Annotated in this window: 22 protein-coding genes and 1 tRNA gene; 7 read left to right on the top strand and 16 right to left on the bottom strand. The window is 51.2% G+C overall.

The features are described 5' to 3' along the window. Window positions 1-7: 7 nt before the first annotated feature. On the bottom strand, window positions 8-538 hold the full coding sequence (locus NTV65_07180) for a hypothetical protein (protein MCX6114979.1): 531 nt from the start codon (window positions 536-538) through the stop codon (window positions 8-10). 50 nt (window positions 539-588) lie between these two features. On the opposite strand from NTV65_07180, the gene NTV65_07185 reads away from it, so the two are divergent. Continuing rightward, window positions 589-900 (top strand): divalent-cation tolerance protein CutA, encoded by a 312-nt coding sequence (locus NTV65_07185; protein MCX6114980.1) that lies wholly within the window; start codon window positions 589-591, stop codon window positions 898-900. Here NTV65_07185 and NTV65_07190 read toward each other — a convergent pair whose 3' ends face one another. After that, window positions 901-1269, bottom strand: coding sequence for a hypothetical protein (locus NTV65_07190; protein ID MCX6114981.1), 369 nt, complete (start codon window positions 1267-1269; stop codon window positions 901-903). A gap of 60 nt (window positions 1270-1329) precedes the next feature. Between NTV65_07190 and purN the strand changes: the two genes are divergently transcribed. Beyond that, window positions 1330-2016 carry a phosphoribosylglycinamide formyltransferase gene (gene purN, locus NTV65_07195; protein ID MCX6114982.1) on the top strand — a complete coding sequence of 229 codons (687 nt, stop codon included), beginning with the start codon at window positions 1330-1332 and terminating at the stop codon, window positions 2014-2016. Between the two features lie 17 nt (window positions 2017-2033). Beyond that, complete coding sequence (locus tag NTV65_07200; GenBank protein ID MCX6114983.1) at window positions 2034-2738, top strand: metal-dependent hydrolase; 705 nt, start codon at window positions 2034-2036, stop codon at window positions 2736-2738. A gap of 39 nt (window positions 2739-2777) precedes the next feature. Here the strand turns inward: NTV65_07200 and NTV65_07205 are convergent, their stop codons facing one another. The 13 genes from NTV65_07205 to NTV65_07265 all read right to left on the bottom strand — a co-directional run bounded on the left by NTV65_07205 (window position 2778) and on the right by NTV65_07265 (window position 13707). Continuing rightward, window positions 2778-3743, bottom strand: a complete 966-nt coding sequence (locus NTV65_07205) for an aldo/keto reductase (protein ID MCX6114984.1) — start codon at window positions 3741-3743, stop codon at window positions 2778-2780. A gap of 47 nt (window positions 3744-3790) precedes the next feature. Further along, window positions 3791-4270, bottom strand: coding sequence for a 2-C-methyl-D-erythritol 2,4-cyclodiphosphate synthase (gene ispF / locus NTV65_07210; GenBank protein ID MCX6114985.1), 480 nt, complete (start codon window positions 4268-4270; stop codon window positions 3791-3793). 13 nt (window positions 4271-4283) lie between these two features. Next, a complete protein-coding gene (gene ispD, locus NTV65_07215) occupies window positions 4284-4985 on the bottom strand; it encodes a 2-C-methyl-D-erythritol 4-phosphate cytidylyltransferase (protein MCX6114986.1) in 702 nt (233 codons plus the stop codon). A 7-nt stretch (window positions 4986-4992) separates the two neighbouring features. Next, window positions 4993-5475: a CarD family transcriptional regulator gene (locus NTV65_07220; protein ID MCX6114987.1), complete on the bottom strand. Its 483-nt coding sequence runs from the start codon at window positions 5473-5475 to the stop codon at window positions 4993-4995. Window positions 5476-6587: 1112 nt separating this feature from the next. Beyond that, complete coding sequence (locus NTV65_07225) at window positions 6588-7691, bottom strand: quinone-dependent dihydroorotate dehydrogenase (GenBank protein MCX6114988.1); 1104 nt, start codon at window positions 7689-7691, stop codon at window positions 6588-6590. Beyond that, entirely contained in the window at window positions 7684-8223 is a 540-nt protein-coding gene (gene rimI, locus NTV65_07230) for a ribosomal protein S18-alanine N-acetyltransferase (protein MCX6114989.1), read from the bottom strand. Before rimI ends, NTV65_07225 begins: the two co-directional genes overlap by 8 nt. 53 nt (window positions 8224-8276) lie before the next feature. Continuing rightward, the gene (rplT, locus tag NTV65_07235) at window positions 8277-8630 is read right to left on the bottom strand and encodes a 50S ribosomal protein L20 (protein ID MCX6114990.1); all 354 of its coding nucleotides are present in this window, start codon (window positions 8628-8630) and stop codon (window positions 8277-8279) included. 28 nt (window positions 8631-8658) lie between these two features. Next, complete coding sequence (gene rpmI / locus NTV65_07240; protein MCX6114991.1) at window positions 8659-8856, bottom strand: 50S ribosomal protein L35; 198 nt, start codon at window positions 8854-8856, stop codon at window positions 8659-8661. A 78-nt stretch (window positions 8857-8934) separates the two neighbouring features. After that, window positions 8935-9011, bottom strand: a tRNA-Val gene (locus NTV65_07245). Between the two features lie 39 nt (window positions 9012-9050). Next, the gene (locus tag NTV65_07250) at window positions 9051-10463 is read right to left on the bottom strand and encodes a S41 family peptidase (protein MCX6114992.1); all 1413 of its coding nucleotides are present in this window, start codon (window positions 10461-10463) and stop codon (window positions 9051-9053) included. A gap of 311 nt (window positions 10464-10774) precedes the next feature. Further along, the gene (locus NTV65_07255; GenBank protein ID MCX6114993.1) at window positions 10775-11992 is read right to left on the bottom strand and encodes a peptidoglycan DD-metalloendopeptidase family protein; all 1218 of its coding nucleotides are present in this window, start codon (window positions 11990-11992) and stop codon (window positions 10775-10777) included. A 45-nt stretch (window positions 11993-12037) separates the two neighbouring features. Continuing rightward, a complete protein-coding gene (locus NTV65_07260) occupies window positions 12038-13027 on the bottom strand; it encodes a permease-like cell division protein FtsX (GenBank protein ID MCX6114994.1) in 990 nt (329 codons plus the stop codon). Then, a complete protein-coding gene (locus tag NTV65_07265; GenBank protein MCX6114995.1) occupies window positions 13024-13707 on the bottom strand; it encodes an ATP-binding cassette domain-containing protein in 684 nt (227 codons plus the stop codon). Before NTV65_07265 ends, NTV65_07260 begins: the two co-directional genes overlap by 4 nt. A 244-nt stretch (window positions 13708-13951) precedes the next feature. On the opposite strand from NTV65_07265, the gene NTV65_07270 reads away from it, so the two are divergent. Genes NTV65_07270 through NTV65_07285 form a run of 4 tightly spaced genes read left to right on the top strand, consistent with a single transcriptional unit; the run spans window position 13952 to window position 17112 of the window. After that, window positions 13952-14542 carry a hypothetical protein gene (locus NTV65_07270; protein MCX6114996.1) on the top strand — a complete coding sequence of 197 codons (591 nt, stop codon included), beginning with the start codon at window positions 13952-13954 and terminating at the stop codon, window positions 14540-14542. After that, window positions 14529-15284, top strand: coding sequence for an ABC transporter permease (locus NTV65_07275; protein MCX6114997.1), 756 nt, complete (start codon window positions 14529-14531; stop codon window positions 15282-15284). The genes NTV65_07270 and NTV65_07275 overlap by 14 nt, the downstream gene beginning before the upstream one ends. Window positions 15285-15286: 2 nt before the next feature. Continuing rightward, a complete protein-coding gene (locus tag NTV65_07280; protein ID MCX6114998.1) occupies window positions 15287-16039 on the top strand; it encodes an ATP-binding cassette domain-containing protein in 753 nt (250 codons plus the stop codon). Beyond that, window positions 16036-17112 (top strand): MlaD family protein, encoded by a 1077-nt coding sequence (locus NTV65_07285; protein ID MCX6114999.1) that lies wholly within the window; start codon window positions 16036-16038, stop codon window positions 17110-17112. Before NTV65_07280 ends, NTV65_07285 begins: the two co-directional genes overlap by 4 nt. Here the strand turns inward: NTV65_07285 and surE are convergent. After that, window positions 17102-17956: a 5'/3'-nucleotidase SurE gene (gene surE / locus NTV65_07290; protein MCX6115000.1), complete on the bottom strand. Its 855-nt coding sequence runs from the start codon at window positions 17954-17956 to the stop codon at window positions 17102-17104. The two genes, NTV65_07285 and surE, sit on opposite strands and share 11 nt — an antisense overlap.

Raw genomic sequence — 17956 nt, forward strand, 5'->3', positions numbered from 1 at the left:
TCGCCCCTTAATTATTCTTCTCTGACTGCTTGTCCTGTTCGTCGCGTTTGCGACGCTCGGCTGAAAGGTTTCGATAGCTTCTAAGATTAAGTGCTGCGTCTCGTGCCCCAATTCCTGCGCTAACTGCACGTTGCTCAGATCGTCCGGGCTTTAGATTATATGAGTACGAGTCACTCTTTACGGTGGCTCCACTTACATCACTCTGAATAACGTCGAGGTTCACCGAGTATTGATCCTTAGAGTTATTAAAGACCTTCATGGTCCAGCTCTCGTTATTAGTGCGCGAGACTGAGCCAGTTATTGGCGATTGATTATTATCGGAGATATCCTCTCCACCAAAGATATCTGGGATAGTGGCGTTCACTGCGCCTGATTTTAGGGAGGTTGAGAGGTTGCCGCTCTTTGGCAGCTCTTGGTCGTTATTGCTTGGCTGCCGATTATTGCTTGGCAGCGCTACAGCCAAATTTGCAATAGCGAGCACGCAAAGAAATGTTACCTGGTAACCCATCCGCTGTACTATGCCCTCTGCGATCTTCACCCTGAAATATTCTCTCGCTTTTTTACCCTATTATAGGGTAGTGTATAATCATCTGTTTAGTTAGCTGCCCCTCGCAGGAGGTTGCTACCATTATAGCCAAGGAGCTCGTAGAGCAGGGGCTCGCAGCCTGTGTAAACATAGTGCCTGGTATGCAATCGATCTATCGCTGGCAGGGCTCGCTTTGTAGCAGTGAGGAGGCTTTACTGATAATAAAGAGCACCTTGGAACGGCAGGAGGAGCTTAAGAGCGCCGTGCTCTCTATGCATCCCTACGAACTGCCGGAGTTTATTGCGCTAAGCCCAAGCGCTATCTCAGAGCCGTATGCAGAGTGGGTTAGTGCGGGCGTAAAACGCTCTATCTAACTATCTCTCGCCCCGCCGCTCAAGCGCCCCTAGATCTTGTCGCCTACGATCATCAACGATAACCGCAGCTGGATATCCAGGATTAGAGATACTGTTCGGGGTCGGTTGTTGGTTAACCGGGACGGGGCCAGAGCTAGACCAAACCTTCATCTTTTTTCCACTCTCGGTCACGATCTCCTCGCCTGGTAAGACCGGAGGCAATCGGAGGTCGTACTGCTTTTTGCTAGGCAGTACCCCTGCTGCATTAGTGGCACCAGTGGCCTTAAATACCTCCTCTGCCACAGCTCTCTCTGTCGAGATAGAGATACCTCCTAAACAGATGGATAGCACGACAGCAAATATGCTTGGCAAGCTATGTGATGTTTTCATATCATACCCTTAAATGACCGCTATAATGACCACTACGGTCAGCTCTTTACATTACGCGCTATGGCCCTAGAACGTTCAGCTACCATTAAGCCAGATTGCGCCGCTACGTTGCTCATTACTGTGCTTATCTCAGGAAGGGGTAGCAACCTCAAGTCCTTAATTGAGAATCAAAACGGCTACCGTGTGGCAGCCGTTGTTTCGAACAACCCGCAAGCTGCCGGTCTTGAATTGGCGGCTCACTACAAGATCCCCTCATTTATAGTAGCACGGGAGAGTTACTCCTCCCTAGCGGAATTTAAGGCGGGGGTGCTCGCTGCGGTTATGGAGACTAACCCTGACTTTGTTGCGCTGGCTGGATTTATGATGATGCTTTCCCCTCAGTTTATTGCGGAGTTTGAGGGCCGTTTAATCAATATCCATCCCTCCCTATTACCTGAGCTTAGCGGGTTAAATACCCATGCGCGCGCCGTCTCAGCAGGAGTTAAACGCCACGGCTGCTCGGCGCACTTCGTTGATGCTGGGCTCGATACAGGGCCGTTAATTGCCCAGTCTGCTCTTGAGCTATTACCAAACGATGATGCCACCTCGGCTGCGGCGCGGGTACTTACGCTCGAACACGTGCTCTATCCCTGGGTGCTTTCACGATTGGCGTGTGGTGATATTCGCCTGCATGGTCGCTCGGTTTATTACTCGGCAGAAACTATCAGTGCAGCTAATGAGCGCGGATTTATTATATTTCAGCAATAAGATATGGGGACGATATTATGACAACTCAAAGCATCACTTACGCAGGACACTCGGCGGTTTTTATCGAGATCGATGGCCTGCGCGTTGCTATTGATCCCTGGCTTAATGGCAATCCACTTTGTCCGGGATCGCTTATGCACCCACAACAGCTTGATCTGATCGTTCTCACTCACGGCCACTCGGACCATGCGGGTGATGCAGTACGGGTCGCTAAGGAGAGTGGAGCCAAGCTTGCAGCAACGTATGAGCTTGCGATGATTATGATAGCCGAGGGTGTTCCAAGTGAAAAGGTTATCCCGATGAACAAGGGTGGAAGCGTCTCGGTTGGTCGGCTAACGTTGCGCCTGACGCATGCATTTCACTCAAGTTCATACGACACTAGTGCTGGTACCGTCTATGCAGGCGAGGCTTGCGGAGCCCTGATATCATCACCAAAGTGGTGTGTGTATCACGCAGGCGATACAGAGATCTTTAGCGATATGAAACTTATAGGAGAGCTGTATAAACCGAATGTGGCGCTACTACCTATAGGAGATCGCTTTACGATGGGGCCACGTGAAGCGGCTCTCGCCGCATCTTGGCTAGGCTGCGGCGTTGCAATACCGATTCACTACAAGACCTTTGCTGCACTTACTGGCACCTACGAGGAGTTCTCACAGGAGTGCGCAACCCTCGGGGTAGAGAGCCTTGAAATTGCCCCCGGTGCAACGCGCACGTTTTAGTAGGAATGTAGGCAAAGAGTGCCTCGATAAAGCCCTATCTTATTCAGATGCTAATATCGCCTCAATCTCCTTAAGCAGGGCTCCATTAATCTTTGAGACGTGCTCCTTAGCGGCTAGGTTCTCTATGAGCTGCTTTGCATTACTAGCACCTAGGATAACGGTACTGACGTTTTCGTTCCGTAGGCACCAGGCGATGGCGAGTTGCCCAAGGGTGCAACCGAGCTCGCGTGCTATCGGCTCAAGCCTCGTTACAAGCGCAATTCGTTCTGGGGTTACCATTTTCTCCTGAAGCCACTCATACCCCTTGAGGGAGGCCCTGCTGCCAGCTGGAATGCCGGAGCTGTACTTGCCAGTTAGTAGTCCTGACGCGAGGGGGCTCCAGGTGGTCAGACCAAGGCCCAGCTCTTTGTAGAGCCCCGCGAACTCACGCTCTACCTTCTCACGGCAGAACATATTGTACTGCGGTTGCTCCATCTGAGGTTTATGCAGGTTATAGCGCTCGGCTATCTTGCAGGCCTGCGTAATCTGCTCGGCACTCCATTCGGAGGTGCCCCAATAGAGCGCCTTGCCCTGCGTGATAATATCGCTCATGGCGCGTACGGTCTCTTCTATCGGAGTATCAGGATCTGGCCTATGGCAGAAGAGCAGATCGACATGTTCAAGCTGCAACCTCTCAAGCGAGCCATCGATAGCCTGCATTAGGTACTTACGATTAAGGGTGTTTTTTTCGTTTGGGCCATCATGCAGTCCCCAGTAGAGCTTGGTTGAGACTAGGTAGGATGACCTGCGCCAGCCGCACTTTTTAAGCACGCGCCCCATAACGTTCTCAGACTCACCGCCGGCATAGGCCTCGGCGTTGTCAAAGAAGTTTACACCTGCGTCGTGCGCTATCTGCATACACTCAATCGCCTTTGAGTCATCGAGCTGACCTGCAAAGGTTACCCATGAACCAAATGAGAGTTGACTGACCTTGATTCCTGCTGATCCGAGACGTTTGTATTGCATAGCTATTATAAACTCTCTGCTTAAAAATTACCTTTATACCTTCACACCTACTCACGCTGTATTAACACAACGGCGCTTGCAAGCACCCCCTCTTCCCGTCCAATAAATCCAAGCTTCTCGCTCGTAGTTGCCTTAATAGTAACGCGCTCTAGCTCACACTCAAGTACGGCACTTAAACGCTCGCGCATCTCAGTCACGTATGGATTTACCTTTGGGATCTGCGCCAGGAGTGAGATATCAGCGTTTACTATGCGCCAGCCGGCGGCCTTGGCAATCTCCCAAACCTTTGCGAGAAGCACGATGCTATCAGCATCCTTAAACGCAGCGTCTGTATCCGGAAAAAGTGTGCCGATATCGCGCTGTCCGATCGCACCGAGCACCGCATCCATTAAAGCGTGCGTAAGCGCATCGGCGTCCGAGTGCCCAAGTAGCCCTACCTCACTCGGGATCTCAACACCCCCCAAAATACACCGTCTGCCAGCCTTAAAGCGATGAATATCGATCCCCTGTCCAATGCGTAGATCCATAACGAGCGCCCCCCTATCTGCTAGATATAATCCGGTCTGCCACCTCAAGGTCGTGCGGTTGCGTTACCTTGATATTAAATCGATCGCCCAGGATTATATGCACCGGACGTATGCGCGCAACTAGCTCTGCGTCATCGAGCGCCTCGAGCTGCTCTAGCTGCGCAGTTTTATGTGCATGGAGCAGATCCTGCAACAGAAAGCCCTGCGGGGTCTGAATAGCCCAAGCATTTTTACGATCTACGTACTCCTCAAGTATACCATCCTGAACGCGACAGAGTGAATCAACCACCGGAACAGCCGCTGTAACGGCTCCGTGTTGCAGCACCCCCTCAACAACTCGCTTTATTAGCTCCTGTGTTAGGCAGCAACGTGCCGCATCATGTACAAGCACAACCGTATCGTCGAGTAGTATCCCCTGCTTATTAAAGGCCTCCACGCCGAGTAACACTGACTCCTGCCGGGTGGCTCCGCCCGCAGTTACCACGACTTGGTTATAATCAGAGAGCTGCTCTATAAAGAAGGTCCGCCACTCAGCCGGCGCGCACACTACGATAGAGCGGCAGGCAGCATCAGCAGCAAAGGTATGCACGGTCTCTTGTAGAATTGAACGAGTTTGGTTCTGTGAGTACTCTGTTAGCTTAAGCAGAACCTTAGGTAGCGCTGCCCCCATGCGGCTTCCACTACCAGCAGCGGGAATCACGACACAGTATGACATCGCCCTACTAGGTAAAGAGCGCCTTTAGCTCTCCAGCAACCTTATCGTGCGGACGAGCCTTAGCGATTGCTATCTCAGAAACAAGGAGCGACTCTGCCATGTCTAACATCTTCTTCTCGCCGAACGAGAGCTCTTTATCAGCGCTCAATACCGAGAGGTCACGCAAAACGATAGCGATCTCGTAGACAGAGCCGGTCTTGATCTTTTGAGAGTACTCACGAAATCTACGGTTCCAGGTCTGAGTATCGATCTTGAAATCACGATCCTTAAGGATCGTATAGACTTCATCGATGGCGCGTTTATCGACTACTTTGCGTAGACCTACTGAACTCGCCTGAGAGAGCGGAACCATGACCTTCATGCCACTTTCAAGGATCTTGATGTTGTAGATGTGATGCTCCTGACCACCAAGAACGGTAGTACGAACCCCTTCAACCTCACCAACACCGTGCCCAGGATAAACGATCTTATCGCCAACCTTGAACGAAATAACATCAACTGGAGCGACGCTCTGCGTAACAACCTTCTCGATCGATGCGCGCGTAACGAGGGTAGGCTTTGGTTTTGGCGTTGGAGTATCAACACTAAATACACCGGCTATAATCTTACTGCCGTATGAGGTTGACTCTGAGCGAGAGATCTTAGTTGCTGGCAACTTCGCTACCACAACCTTGGAAACACCCTTAGCAACGAGCTTTAGCTCGGACCTCTGAGTTTTTAGCTTTACAGCTTCGGCGCTCTTAACGAGTCGTGAATTAGAGAGGTGCTCAGTGACGGAGACCTTTAGGGCGGTAGTCGCTTTAATTGTAGTCGTTTTAATTGTAGTCGCCTTAGTTGTCTTTGCTGGTGAGAGCTTAGAACGTAACACACTGGTGCTCGTTGCTTGAGGGATCGACTTTTTAGCGACCTTATTAGTACCGACGGTTTTCGTCTTGGCTATCTTCAACTGTACTGGCTTGGTTCCTGATCCTTTATTCTTTGTCTTCAAGATCTGGCCCCTCCATTGGGCTAAAAATACTGGGCTAAAAATACTGAACTAAAAATATTGGGCTGCAAATATACTGAGCTAAAAATATTGGGCTGCGAATATTCTGCTAGAAATACTTGGCTGCTGCCAACCGGGCATATTTTGCTTGGGTATAGCGCGGGTGCTGCACGCTGTTATGAGCTCGGGACAACCTTAATAAACCGATGCGTGCAGGAGGGAGTGTACCGCATTAGCCTATCCTTGGTCAAATAAGTCGCTAATAATGCGTAACTATTCACTACAATTTATAAGCTTATTGGATGAATAGTTCCAAAATCTTATGAAAGCAGTGGGTTATACTGGTTAGTTTCAGGACACCTTCTTTAGGCTATTCGTAACTACTCAGCTCAATGTAGCCTTGTTAGCGTTAACCCTAGAGAAGCTGCGAAGTTAATCCGTGCGCCGGAACGTGAACCGCTCCTGATTCCGGCTCCGCTTCCGATGCTAAGCCTCTCCGGAGCTGGTATCGGAGCGGGAGCAGGTAAGCGGTACCGTTCAGGTTCCGGCGCACGGAGCGAATCAGGGGGCGACAAGAAAGAAATACCCCGGTAATTTGCTTCTTTTGCTAATGCCGCTTAGCCCTCGACTTGAAAACATGGTGAATGGTTACGGCTATTCCAGAGATCTATCGCCTCTGCCAAAGATCGACAAGCGTGCCTATCCATAAAGGCTATTAGCCCCTTATTTAAAGCACGCACAACCCCTGGGCCCTGGTAGATTAGCGCAGTATAAAGCTGCACCATGGAGGCCCCAGCAGCAAGCATGGCGAGCACGTCCTCGCTCGTAGCGACGCCACCTACACCGATCAGAGACAACTTACCGCCAAGACGCGCGCCGATAAAGCGCACAACTTCGAGCGACCGCGCACGCAAGGGAGCTCCACTTAATCCACCGGCCTGATCGATACTAGTTACAATTCCCGCACGTCCAAGGGTTGTATTGGTGGCGATAATTCCGGCAACCGAGCTTTCAAGGCAGCACTCAATTACCTCATCAAGAGCCGCCCAGCTAAGATCGGGTGCAACCTTCACAAAGATCGGACGCTTATATAAATTTACATCACTGAGCGCCCTCAGGAGCGCCTGTAGACGTTCTTTCTCCTGAAGCTGTCGTAGGTCCTGAGTATTGGGAGAAGATACGTTTACGGCAACGTAATCAGCGTATGGTGCAAGTTGCTCAAACGAGTAGCGATAATCATCGATGGCGCGATCAAGCTCAACGAGCTTGGATTTTCCGATATTTATACCGATCGTAGGTAGCACCGGAAACCTTGCGCGAATTAGCTTCAAACTCTGCGCAAGCTGATCTGCTCCGTGCGAGGGAAATCCCATGCGATTAATAAGGGCACTATCCTTCGAGAGGCGAAAGATCCTGGGCTTGGGATTTCCAGCCTGCGCTAGCGCCGTAACGGTACCAAGCTCAAGATGCCCAAAACCTAACCCAGCACACAGCCCTACTAACTCTGCATTCTTATCTAGCCCCGCAGCAAGACCTATCGGATTAGCACATGATAGTCCTGCAAACTGCACAGCAAGGCGCGCATCCTGCACACCGTATAGGGAATGCAGCACAGGTTGAACGATACGACTATTTGCAAGGCGCGCGCCAAAGCGCATCAGATCGTGCGCATTCTCGGGGTCCATTGCAAAGAGTGCGGGCTGAATAATAGCTCTATACATAAACCGTTTGCGCTTTATTATCAGATAACGACTCCCCTGCAGGGTCTGTCTCAACACCCCGCAGTAACTCACGGCGCATCGTAAGCGCATCCTCTCCGTTATCTGAGTAGTAGTTTCGTCGAAGTCCTGCAACCGCAAAACCACGTCCCTCATAGAGCCTACGCGCTGCGATATTCGACACCCGCACATCAAGGGTCAAGACCCTTACGCCGTCCAAGCGGGCATAGCGTAAAAAATCCTCCAGGAGAGCGCTGCCTCCACCACGACCACGCCACTGAGGGTCGATGCCGAGCGAGACGATATGCGCCTCGTCTAGGACGACGTGCGCAATCAGATAGCCCACCAAGCTTGAATTGATAAAAAGTCCGCGGATACGGGCCAGGGGGTGTGAAAGCTCCCTCTCAAAGAGCCGCTCTGACCATGCACGTGGATTCCAGGTGGAATCGATCTCAACTAGTCGCGCAAGCCAAATGTGAGAAACCGGCGCCACCAGGAATGGATCCTGATAGTCGCCGGTTTCACTAGAAGGCATATCCGGTTTTTCTCTCTCCGGGATCTGCATAAATATTGCGCAGTACAATGGATCTAATTAAGAGCCGCCCGCGCCTTCTCTGCTACAACAGCAAACGATGCTGGGTCGCTAAAAGCTATCTCCGCAAGCACCTTGCGATCCATCTCTATGTTAGCTTTTGAAAGACCGCGAATCAGGCTGCTGTAGGTTAGTCCGTTAAGACGAGCTGCTGCATTGATACGAACGATCCAGAGAGAGCGGAAATCACCCTTCTTGCCGCGTCGATCTCGGTATGCAAACTGCAGTGCCTTCTCGACAGCGAGCTTTGCAAGCCTAAAACAACCGTTGCGTCGGCCACGAAATCCAGAGGCTAACTTGAGCCGTCTTTTATGGCGATTCTTGCTTACAGTTCCACGTTTAACTCTCATGACACATCCTAAATAAAATTCAAATAACCTATCCGTATGGCAACATGCGTCGCAACGCCGGAATATTGGTCTTGTCTACCAACGTCATCTTAGCGAGGTTTCTCTTGCGCTTAGCGCTCTTCTTACCCGTATTGTGACTATGGCAGGCGTGTGCACGCTTTACCTTCCCATTCTTGTTGGGAAACATCTTCTTACTAGCGGTTTTGTTCGTCTTCATCTTTGGCATAGAGCCCTCTTAACTACACTTTTCCCCGAATCTGATCAAGGGGTGGTCCCCAAGCCTACAATAACGATATTTATAACCTGGTAGGCGCACACAGAGTCGAACTGTGGACCTCTTGCTTGTCGAGCAAGCGCTCTAACCAACTGAGCTATGCGCCTAAAGGTGCGCTCTACTATAGTCTATTGAAGCTATAAAGTTCAAGTGCTTGGCGGTTGAGAAACCTTGAAAACACTGAATGTTTTCAAGAGATCTAAGGCCCGCTGGAACTGATTGTCCCTATGCCCCCAGACCTGAATATCCTCTTTTTCTGGGTCAATAGTGGTCAGATTTGGGCGGATCGTTCGGGTTTTGTTGATCTTTTTAATTGCATCCCCCTCCTTCGCCGGCTGACCAGCCGAAGATGGATTGCTAATAGCACCAGGAAGGTCTTCCTCGCGCAGCTCAGAAAGGGGCGAAGGGACTCCAGGCACCGAGTCATCACTAACAGCTTCGACCTCAACCTCGATATCAGGCTTAACGCCACGCGCCTGAATCGAATTGCCACTCTTTGTATAGTAAAGCGCGGTAGTAAGGGTCAGAGCGCCCCCGTTCTCAAGCGGCGTGATGGTCTGCACTGATCCCTTTCCGAATGTCTGTGTGCCGAGAATAATAGCGCGCCCGTGATCCTTAAGCGCGCCAGCTACGATCTCTGAAGCAGAGGCTGAGCCACCGTTTACCAGCACAACGATCGGATAATCCGGCTCGGTGCCCTTGCCATGCGCAAAGAACTTCTGCTTCTGCGCGTCAACCCTGCCATCGGTGTACACGATCACGCCCTCTTTGAGGAACATGTCGCTAACACGCACAGCCTGCGCAAGCAGCCCCCCTGGATTGTTGCGCATATCTAGGATCACTCCACGAATATCGGAGGAGCCACTCTCTTTACGTAGCGCTGCGAGCGCTGTCTTCAGATCATCCGCCGTGTGCTCCATAAACTGGCTGACACGAACGTATCCGAAACCCTCACCTAGGTAGCGGCTCTTAACGCTCCTGACAGCGATATTGTCACGGACTATCGTTGTTTCAATCAGCTCTGGAACGCCCTTGCGGCTTAGTGATATCTGAATCGGACTACCCTTTGGCCCGCGCAAGCGCTTAACAGCATCAACAAGTGAGAACTCCTTCGTATACTTGCCATCGATCTTAACTATAATATCGCCGGGACGAACACCTACCTTCTCGGCAGGCGATCCCTCCATCGGAGCAACGACAACAAGCAACCCCTCTTTAATAGTAATCTCTATACCAAGCCCACCGAACTCGCCCTTAGTCTGGACCTGCAGGTCTTGATAGAAATCTGGATCGAGATAACCGCTGTGCGGATCGAGGGTAGCGAGCAATCCTTTAATCGCACCCTCAACTAACTTCTTGTTTTCAACATCAGAAACGTAGTCGCGCTTTACGACTGAGAGCACATCTGTAAATGTTTTGAGCTCTTCAAAGAGGTTCGTTTTGCTATTCTCGCGCGCGCTTACCTCAGGCAAACTGCGCCCGCCAAAAACAAGCAAAACTCCGAAGAGTATGCAGATAATGCTGATACATTTCTCGCGCGCCGATAGCTTCGACACCATGACTCTACCTCAAATGGAAATTATCTAAATCGCCCAGCCCTGCGCACTGTCACTGATATAGGATAGGCCTAAGTTTGATGCTGCTCTAATCGATCCAGCACTACCCTCTAGACGCTTTATTTCCGAACGCCCACTGCCTACGCTAAGCCCTTGGGTAAGATAAATATCCGCTACCGTAAAGGTACAGGAGTAGACCCCTACAGACAAGAGCTAAGCATCCAATTTATCAGTTGAATTTGTCGTTTAAAGGGCTTGCCGTCGTAACTATTTACCCCAGTATAACCCTGTAGGTGGTAATTGCGGCTTTCATCTCAACGCGAGAGCTGAGGGAGAACAGCCTCCGGATCAACCGGAGCCCCGTTCTTACGCACCTCAAAGTAGAAGTTCCTGCCGCGCTTATCCGGCGCCGCGGTGACCCCCACAACGTGGTCCTTAGTGACGATATCGCCCTTATTTACCAGGCTACTTCCCAGTCGGCCGTAGAGCGAGTAGCTACGGACACCGTGATCAATAATAACAACTGTGTCGTATCCGGGCAGGTTCCCAGCATAGGCTATCTTGCCCCCCAGCACTGCGTGAACATCGCCGCCCTCCTTGGTTGAGAACTCAACCCCCTTACTGAAAAGAACATCTTTGAAACTCGCAAGCTGCACCTTGCCGAAACGTTGCATAACCTGCCCCTTGACCGGGGCTGCTAGCCCACCAGAGGCCCCAAATAGCCCGCGAGGATTGATAATAATAGAGCCCTCTGGCTGAATCAGCTCCTTAGGCCCCTCCTCATCCTGCTGTGAATCGGAGTCAGTTGACGCCTCATCTGGCGACTCACTGGTCATCGATATAACAACCCTCTCAAGCTCGTTTGCCTCCCTCTTAAGCAACTTAAGCGATCTTTGCGCCTGCTCTCTGCGGCTGACTATCTCTTTTGCAATAAGCTTGAGCTCCTTTTGCTTTAGCTCAGCATCCCGACGCCTCACTTGAATCTCGTCACGTAATCTCCGCGCTTCAAAAATAGAGAGATCTAGCGCCTTGCGGGCTAAGAGAAGCTCCTTTGCAACCCTTTGCAGCCCCATAAACCTCTCCTGATCGCTGTGCCTAACGGAACGGGCGTAGGCCGAGACCCGCTCGAGCTGTCCCTGCTTAGCTATGCGGAGCTCTAAGGGGGCGCTAGATAGCACCCTCTGAATATACATAAATCGTAGCCGCTTGTTGTTTTTTTCTTGGGTCTCGGCTACCCGCTCCTCCGCCTCCTGCACCCGCACAATCAACACCTTATGCTCCTGCTCGACCTGCTGAAGCTTCGTTTCAAGTAGCTGATCATCTAGTTTTAAGCGCTTAATCGTATCGGTAATCTCTTTGCGCCTAGCTAGCAGGCTAGCAAATTCACCCTGAATCCTCTCGATCTCTAGCTCAGAGGCGTCAACAGCAACTCTAATCTTTTCTAGGTTAGCTGAGGCAGTATCTAGCTCCTGTTGAGCTTCAGCGCAAAACGTAAGAAACAGAGCGACCTGCAGCGCTAACAAGCCGCTCATTATCCATCTGCAGTATGCCTTTCGGTGCGAGCGTCCGATCATACGCTATGACTCCGCAAGAAATCTCCGCACGGCCAAAAAGCTCCCCGTCATACCAACAACGGCTCCGGCAAAAAGTATCCATCCGAGGTACGCCAGCTGAAGAAACTGAAACTCAGGAAAGAGCGCTTGCAGCATCTCAGTTCGAAGAAGCGCATTACGCAACAATACAAAAACAAGGAAGCACCCCGTTGCTGCGATCACGGCTCCGAGCACCCCCTGCACAAGCCCCTCAATCATATACGGCGCATAGATCGAACCACGCCGAGATCCTACAAGCTGCATAATCTCTATCTCCATGCGGTGCCCATACAAAGCAAGCTTTATGGTGTTTGCTATGATAAAACCGGTTATTACCAGCAGGAACACGATGCCAACTATGCCGCCCCCCTTAATCAGGGCAAGGATCTTCTTGAGTTGCTGCACCCCTCCACGGCTATAACGCACCCCCTCAACCGTAGGATTACCCTTAAAACGCTCAGAGATCTCAAGATAGAGACGTTCAGCCTGCTCTGGACTTGCTGCCCGTATATCAAGCGACGCAGGTAACGGGTTCTCGTTCTCAAGCCCCTCAAGCATGCCTGCATCATCCCCCAGCATAGTGCGGAAAGATGCCAAAGCTTTGGCCTTGTCGGTATAGGCCACCTTTCCACCGGGCATTAATTCCGTCATCTGAGCAGAGAGCTTCTTAATATCTGCCTCTAACGCTGTGTCCTTCAGGAATACCATCACGACCAGCTCTCCGCCCCCCTTCGAAACAGCCAGCGCGCAATTATGCAGGATCAGCGCAAAGAAACTTAAGAGAAAGAGCGCCACAGAGATGGTAATAACGGTCAGAGCAACCGTAACCGGAGAACGCTTAAGGTTGTGATAGGCGCGGCGCAAGATATGTCGCACAAACGATAGAAGCGAGACGCGGTGTCCAACCTCACCATCGCCCCAGATCTTTGCAAGGCCAATTGAGCTCCTCTCAGGTTGTTCGTGCGCAGGAATCATTGCCGCATCCTCCCGGCATGCGAAAAATCACCTATAATCTTACCACGATCGAGCACTACGGTGCGCTTATTGAGCTGCTCAATAACAGAGAGGTTATGGGTTGCAACTACAACTGTAACTCCGGCGGCGTTAGCCTCGAGTAAGAGATCAAAAACACGTCGACTCATATCTTGATCGAGATTACCGGTAGGCTCATCCGCAAGGATCATACGTGGTTTTCTAATCAGTGCGCGCGCTATGGCAACGCGCTGCTGCTCCCCTCCTGAAAGGGTTATAGGGTAAGCATCGGCGCGATCTTGCAGCCCCATGGCGTGCAGCAATAAAAGTGCTAGGCGATTACGTTCGCGCTGACCAACTCCAAGCACCTCAAGCCCGTACGCCACGTTATCGAGCACGCTACGTCTCGGTAAAAGCTTATAATCCTGGAAGATAACTCCGATCCCCTGTCGCAGCTTGGCAACGCCATCGGTTCCGATCGAAGCGAGATTTCTGCCCCCTACTAAAACCTCCCCCGCACTACCGTGCTCAGCTCCAAAGAGCAGCTTAAGCAACGTACTCTTTCCAGCCCCACTCGCTCCCGCAACGAAGATAAACTCCCCCTCGCCCACCTTAAGGTCAAGCCCACGTAACGCCGCCTGGTTAGGTGGGTATATCTTTGAAACACCGTGTAAATGTATCATCGCTACTATGTGGATCTTATAAGAATTTCCGAAGAATCTTGCTTGTTGTTTTCAGACCGCGCTACATTGGTTAAGATGTTAGCCTAATTAAAACTGTAACTATCCACCAGGTCAGATCCGTGTGCGTTAGCCCCTATCAAGGGGCGAGGTTACGGAGCCCGGCCAGCAGCGCAAGATCGAATCCTTATTAACCCCCGCCAAGTTTATACTGGGGTGAATAGTTAATTAAAGTTTGAATCATAATATGTACCCCGTTTTACGCCTCGGCACTAGCACCTTATTTATCCTCGCCCCGCTCCTATTCTGGGGATGCGGCGCTGCGGTTAGTGGCCCTCAGGTAGTCAAACTCCCCGTACAGGAGCGCTCCCTTTCAGATGCTGCGGAGTGCCGATCGACCGAAAAAATAGCCTCCTCACCATATGTTTATCGCTGCGATACGAATCTAGATACCGAGCTGGGCGCACTCTTTATCTCAACCCTCAAGGACTGCTCGGTTTCAGATAAATTCTCTTTTCAAGCCACAACCCGCCAGCTTTTTGTAGGAATTACCGGGTTGACGGTCATCTCGCAGGCATCACTCTCCTTCGGCAACAAAAAGGCGCTACACTCCCTGATCACCGGAACCCTGGATGCACAACCGCTCACGGTTTCAACATTTACCTTTCGTGAGGCGGGGTGTGTGACCGACCTAGTTATCTGGAGGAGCGAGGAGAGCACGGAGGACATGAACCTAATAAGATCTCGCTTCTCTAAGCTCTCTCAAAAGCTCGCGGAGCACCTTATCTCAACTGACAGCGTCGCTATCGCTGCGGAGCCCGCTCATGCTAAGAGCTAGGGCGCTTACAGCCTCGCTAGGAGCTTACTCGCATCTGATCTTAGATGTCGTGCGCGACCTGCTGCGTCACGGAATAAATCTACGCGAAGTAGTGCGGCAGATAGTCTGGATCGGTGTTAGCTCTATCCCGATAGTTATCCTAACAGCCGTTTTTACCGGTATGGTGCTCGCGCTACAGACTGCCTACGGGCTGCAACGCTTTGGTGCAAAAAACTACGTGGGTAATTTAGTTGGCCTAGCGCTCGCCAAGGAGCTTGGTCCCGTACTCACCGCAGTGATGGTCTGTGGTCGCGTCGGGGCAGGTATCGCCGCCGAAATCGCCTCGATGGTTGTTACAGAGCAGGTGGATGCTATGCGCGCACTCGGAGGGGATCCGATTCGACGACTCGTCACACCCCGCATGGTAGCTGGGCTAATCTCGATGCCGCTCCTCTCTGGCCTGGCCGTTATCACAGGGGTACTTGGTGGCATGACCGTCGCTGTATTTGAGCTTGATATTAGCGCACACCAGTACTACCGCTCGTACCTCTATGCGGTACAGATTCATGACGTCCTAGAGGGCCTGATTAAGAGCACTGTCTTTGGGCTAATCGTTGTTTCGATCGCATGTTATAAAGGTATGCAGTGCCGCGGAGGGACGGAGGGGGTTGGTCTAACGACAACCTCGGCCGTTGTTACTGGCTCACTCACGGTTTTAGTCTCGAATTTTTTCATTACAAAACTACTTATAATACTTAACTAGTGATGAACTCACAGGGCTCTACAATAAAATTCACAGATGTGCACACCCGCTTTGGAGCGAATCATGTGCATCGTGGTCTTACCTTTGCTCTGCGCCCAGGAGAGATTACAACCATCCTTGGACCGAGCGGCGCCGGAAAAACTATAATCCTCAAACTCATTATCGGGTTGCTTGCTCCCTCAGCGGGCTCAATACAGGTTCTAGGTCGTAATATTCTCGATCTTACTGAGCACGAATTGCGCTCGTTACGGGTCGATTTAGGGATGCTATTTCAAGGCGCTGCGCTCTTTGACTCCCTCTCGGTCTTTGAAAACGTAGCATACGGCTTACGTGAACGGGGCGAGCGCAACGAAGACAAGCTGGCAGCGATCGTGCATGAGCGTCTTGAGATGGTCGGACTTTCAGGAATAGAGGAGAAGTTTCCCTCTCAGCTCTCAGGTGGTCAGAAAAAAAGGGTCGGTCTTGCGCGCGCGCTCGCCACCTCGCCAAAGATTATGCTCTATGATGAGCCCACTACCGGCCTAGATCCAACCTCTGTTCGTCTGATCGATGACCTGATCATTAAGTGTTCACGCGAACAGGGAATTACCTCGCTCGTCGTTACTCATGATATACAGAGCGCTAAACGTATATCAGATCGATGGATGCTACTCAGTCATGGTATTATCGCAGCAGATGGGCCGGTTGACACCGTTGTGAAACAAAGCCCACTTGTAGCGGATTTTGTATCTGGTTCATGGAGAGAGGACATATGAGGATTAGAAATGAGCTGACCGCTGGGCTTTTCGTTGTAATCACCCTGGCCCTTATTGCGGCCCTTATCTTAATCATGGGAAAAGAGCGCCAGATCTTTGCCAAACAGAGTGAGTTCTATGCCTCGTTTTCAGATGTAAAGGGACTCTCCTCAGGAGCACCTGTACGGCTCGGTGGCATTACGATCGGGCGGGTTGCGGAGGTTGGATTCTCAAAAAAACTGGGCGATCTAAGGGTGCACGTCACCCTGCTTATTAACAACTCATACCTTGAGCGCGTACACTCAGATTCCGTTGTTTCAATCGAAACACAGGGGCTACTCGGCGATAGATACGTGGCTATTACACCTGGCTCACAGACCGCATCTCTCGCCCCACTCTCAGAGCTTCAGACCGTCGAGGGTGCCGATATTCAGAGGATCATGGCACGCGCACAGGCTGCTGTTGAGAATACCACACAGATTACAGAGCGTATCAATAAATCCCTAGTAGGACTATCGCCAGATACATTTACAGATATCGCAGCCGCAACTAAAAGTATGGCCGAAATCTTTACTGCCATTAAAACGGAGCAAGGTTTTATTCATCGAATGATCTACTCCGAGACGGATGGAAAGAAGCTGGTTGATAGCCTCAGCTCTGCCTCAAAGGATATAAGCTCAATCGTTAGCGAGATCCGCTCCGGCAAGGGATTAATTCATGCCCTTGTTTTTGAGGAGAATGGCAGTAAGGCGGTAGACCAGCTCTTTACAGCCACCACAAGCATCTCTGCGGCAAGCGACAACCTCTCTGAGCTACTTGGCGCCGCAAAAACAGGGCGAGGTCTTCTACACGATCTAATCTATACAGATATTGAGCCGGGCGTTGTTGCAAAAAGAATTGAGGCGACCCTGATCGCCTTCCATCAGACCGCTTCTAATCTAAAGATAGCCTCCGACGCCCTGGCAAACGGCACGGGAACCCTTGGAGCGCTGCTAGTTGATCCGCGCCTCTATGATAACTTGCTAGAGGTAACGGATGGAGCAAAGAGGAGCTTTATTCTACGGCAGGCGGTACGGAGCTCGCTTAAGCAGTAGTAGAGGCGCTAGGCGCAAAGCCTGCTAGGATGTGCTCAATCTTTTTATCCTGGCCCGATCCAGTGATACCCCATAGATCTAGAGGAGAGATAGTCGCGCAGCCGTTATGAATCTGACTACTATCGCAGCCTGGATCTGGATCCCGCACCTCATCTATCTTTGCGTGCCTAAAGGTTCGGATCTGGCTCCCTTCAAGTAGCGGCTCTTCGATAAAACACTTGCCGTAACGGGTGGCTCCGATCGGAGCGACCTTAAGCACCTCCGGATCGCGCAGATTAAAGGGAAGATTCACGTTCCAGGTGATCGGACATGACAGGGTATCGGCTTTTGCGGCGTTACTGAATAGAGCACCCGTTACCCGATCAAGCACCTTAAAGCTCTGCTCACGAAAGATCTGCCGCTGTGCAGCCTCAATCATGTACTCAGCCATATAGCGATTGCGTGTGGCTGTATCAAATGCCTGTGAAAGTGCGATCGCTGGAATATGCGCCAAATTGGCCTCAAGACAGGCTCCAACGGTTCCAGATGAGAGGATAAAGCCAACTCCGATATTGAATCCCGCATTAATGCCGGACACCACCAGATCAGGTTTAGTATCCATCAGATTATAGATACCAAGATTCACGCAATCAGCCGGAGTACCGCCTACATAACTCGCAGCATGACCATATAGCTCCGCGCGATGAACATGCACAGGATTAAAGCGGGTCATGCTCTTTCCCGTCCAGCTCTGCTCATGCAGCGGAACTATCAGGTGAACCTCGCCTAACTTTGAAAAGTATTCAACTGCTATCTCAAGCAGTGGTGAGCTATGACTATCATCGTTGGTTATTAGTATCCTCAT

It is taken from the genome of Pseudomonadota bacterium, assembly GCA_026390555.1.
Lineage (GTDB): Bacteria > Bdellovibrionota_C > UBA2361 > UBA2361 > OMII01 > OMII01.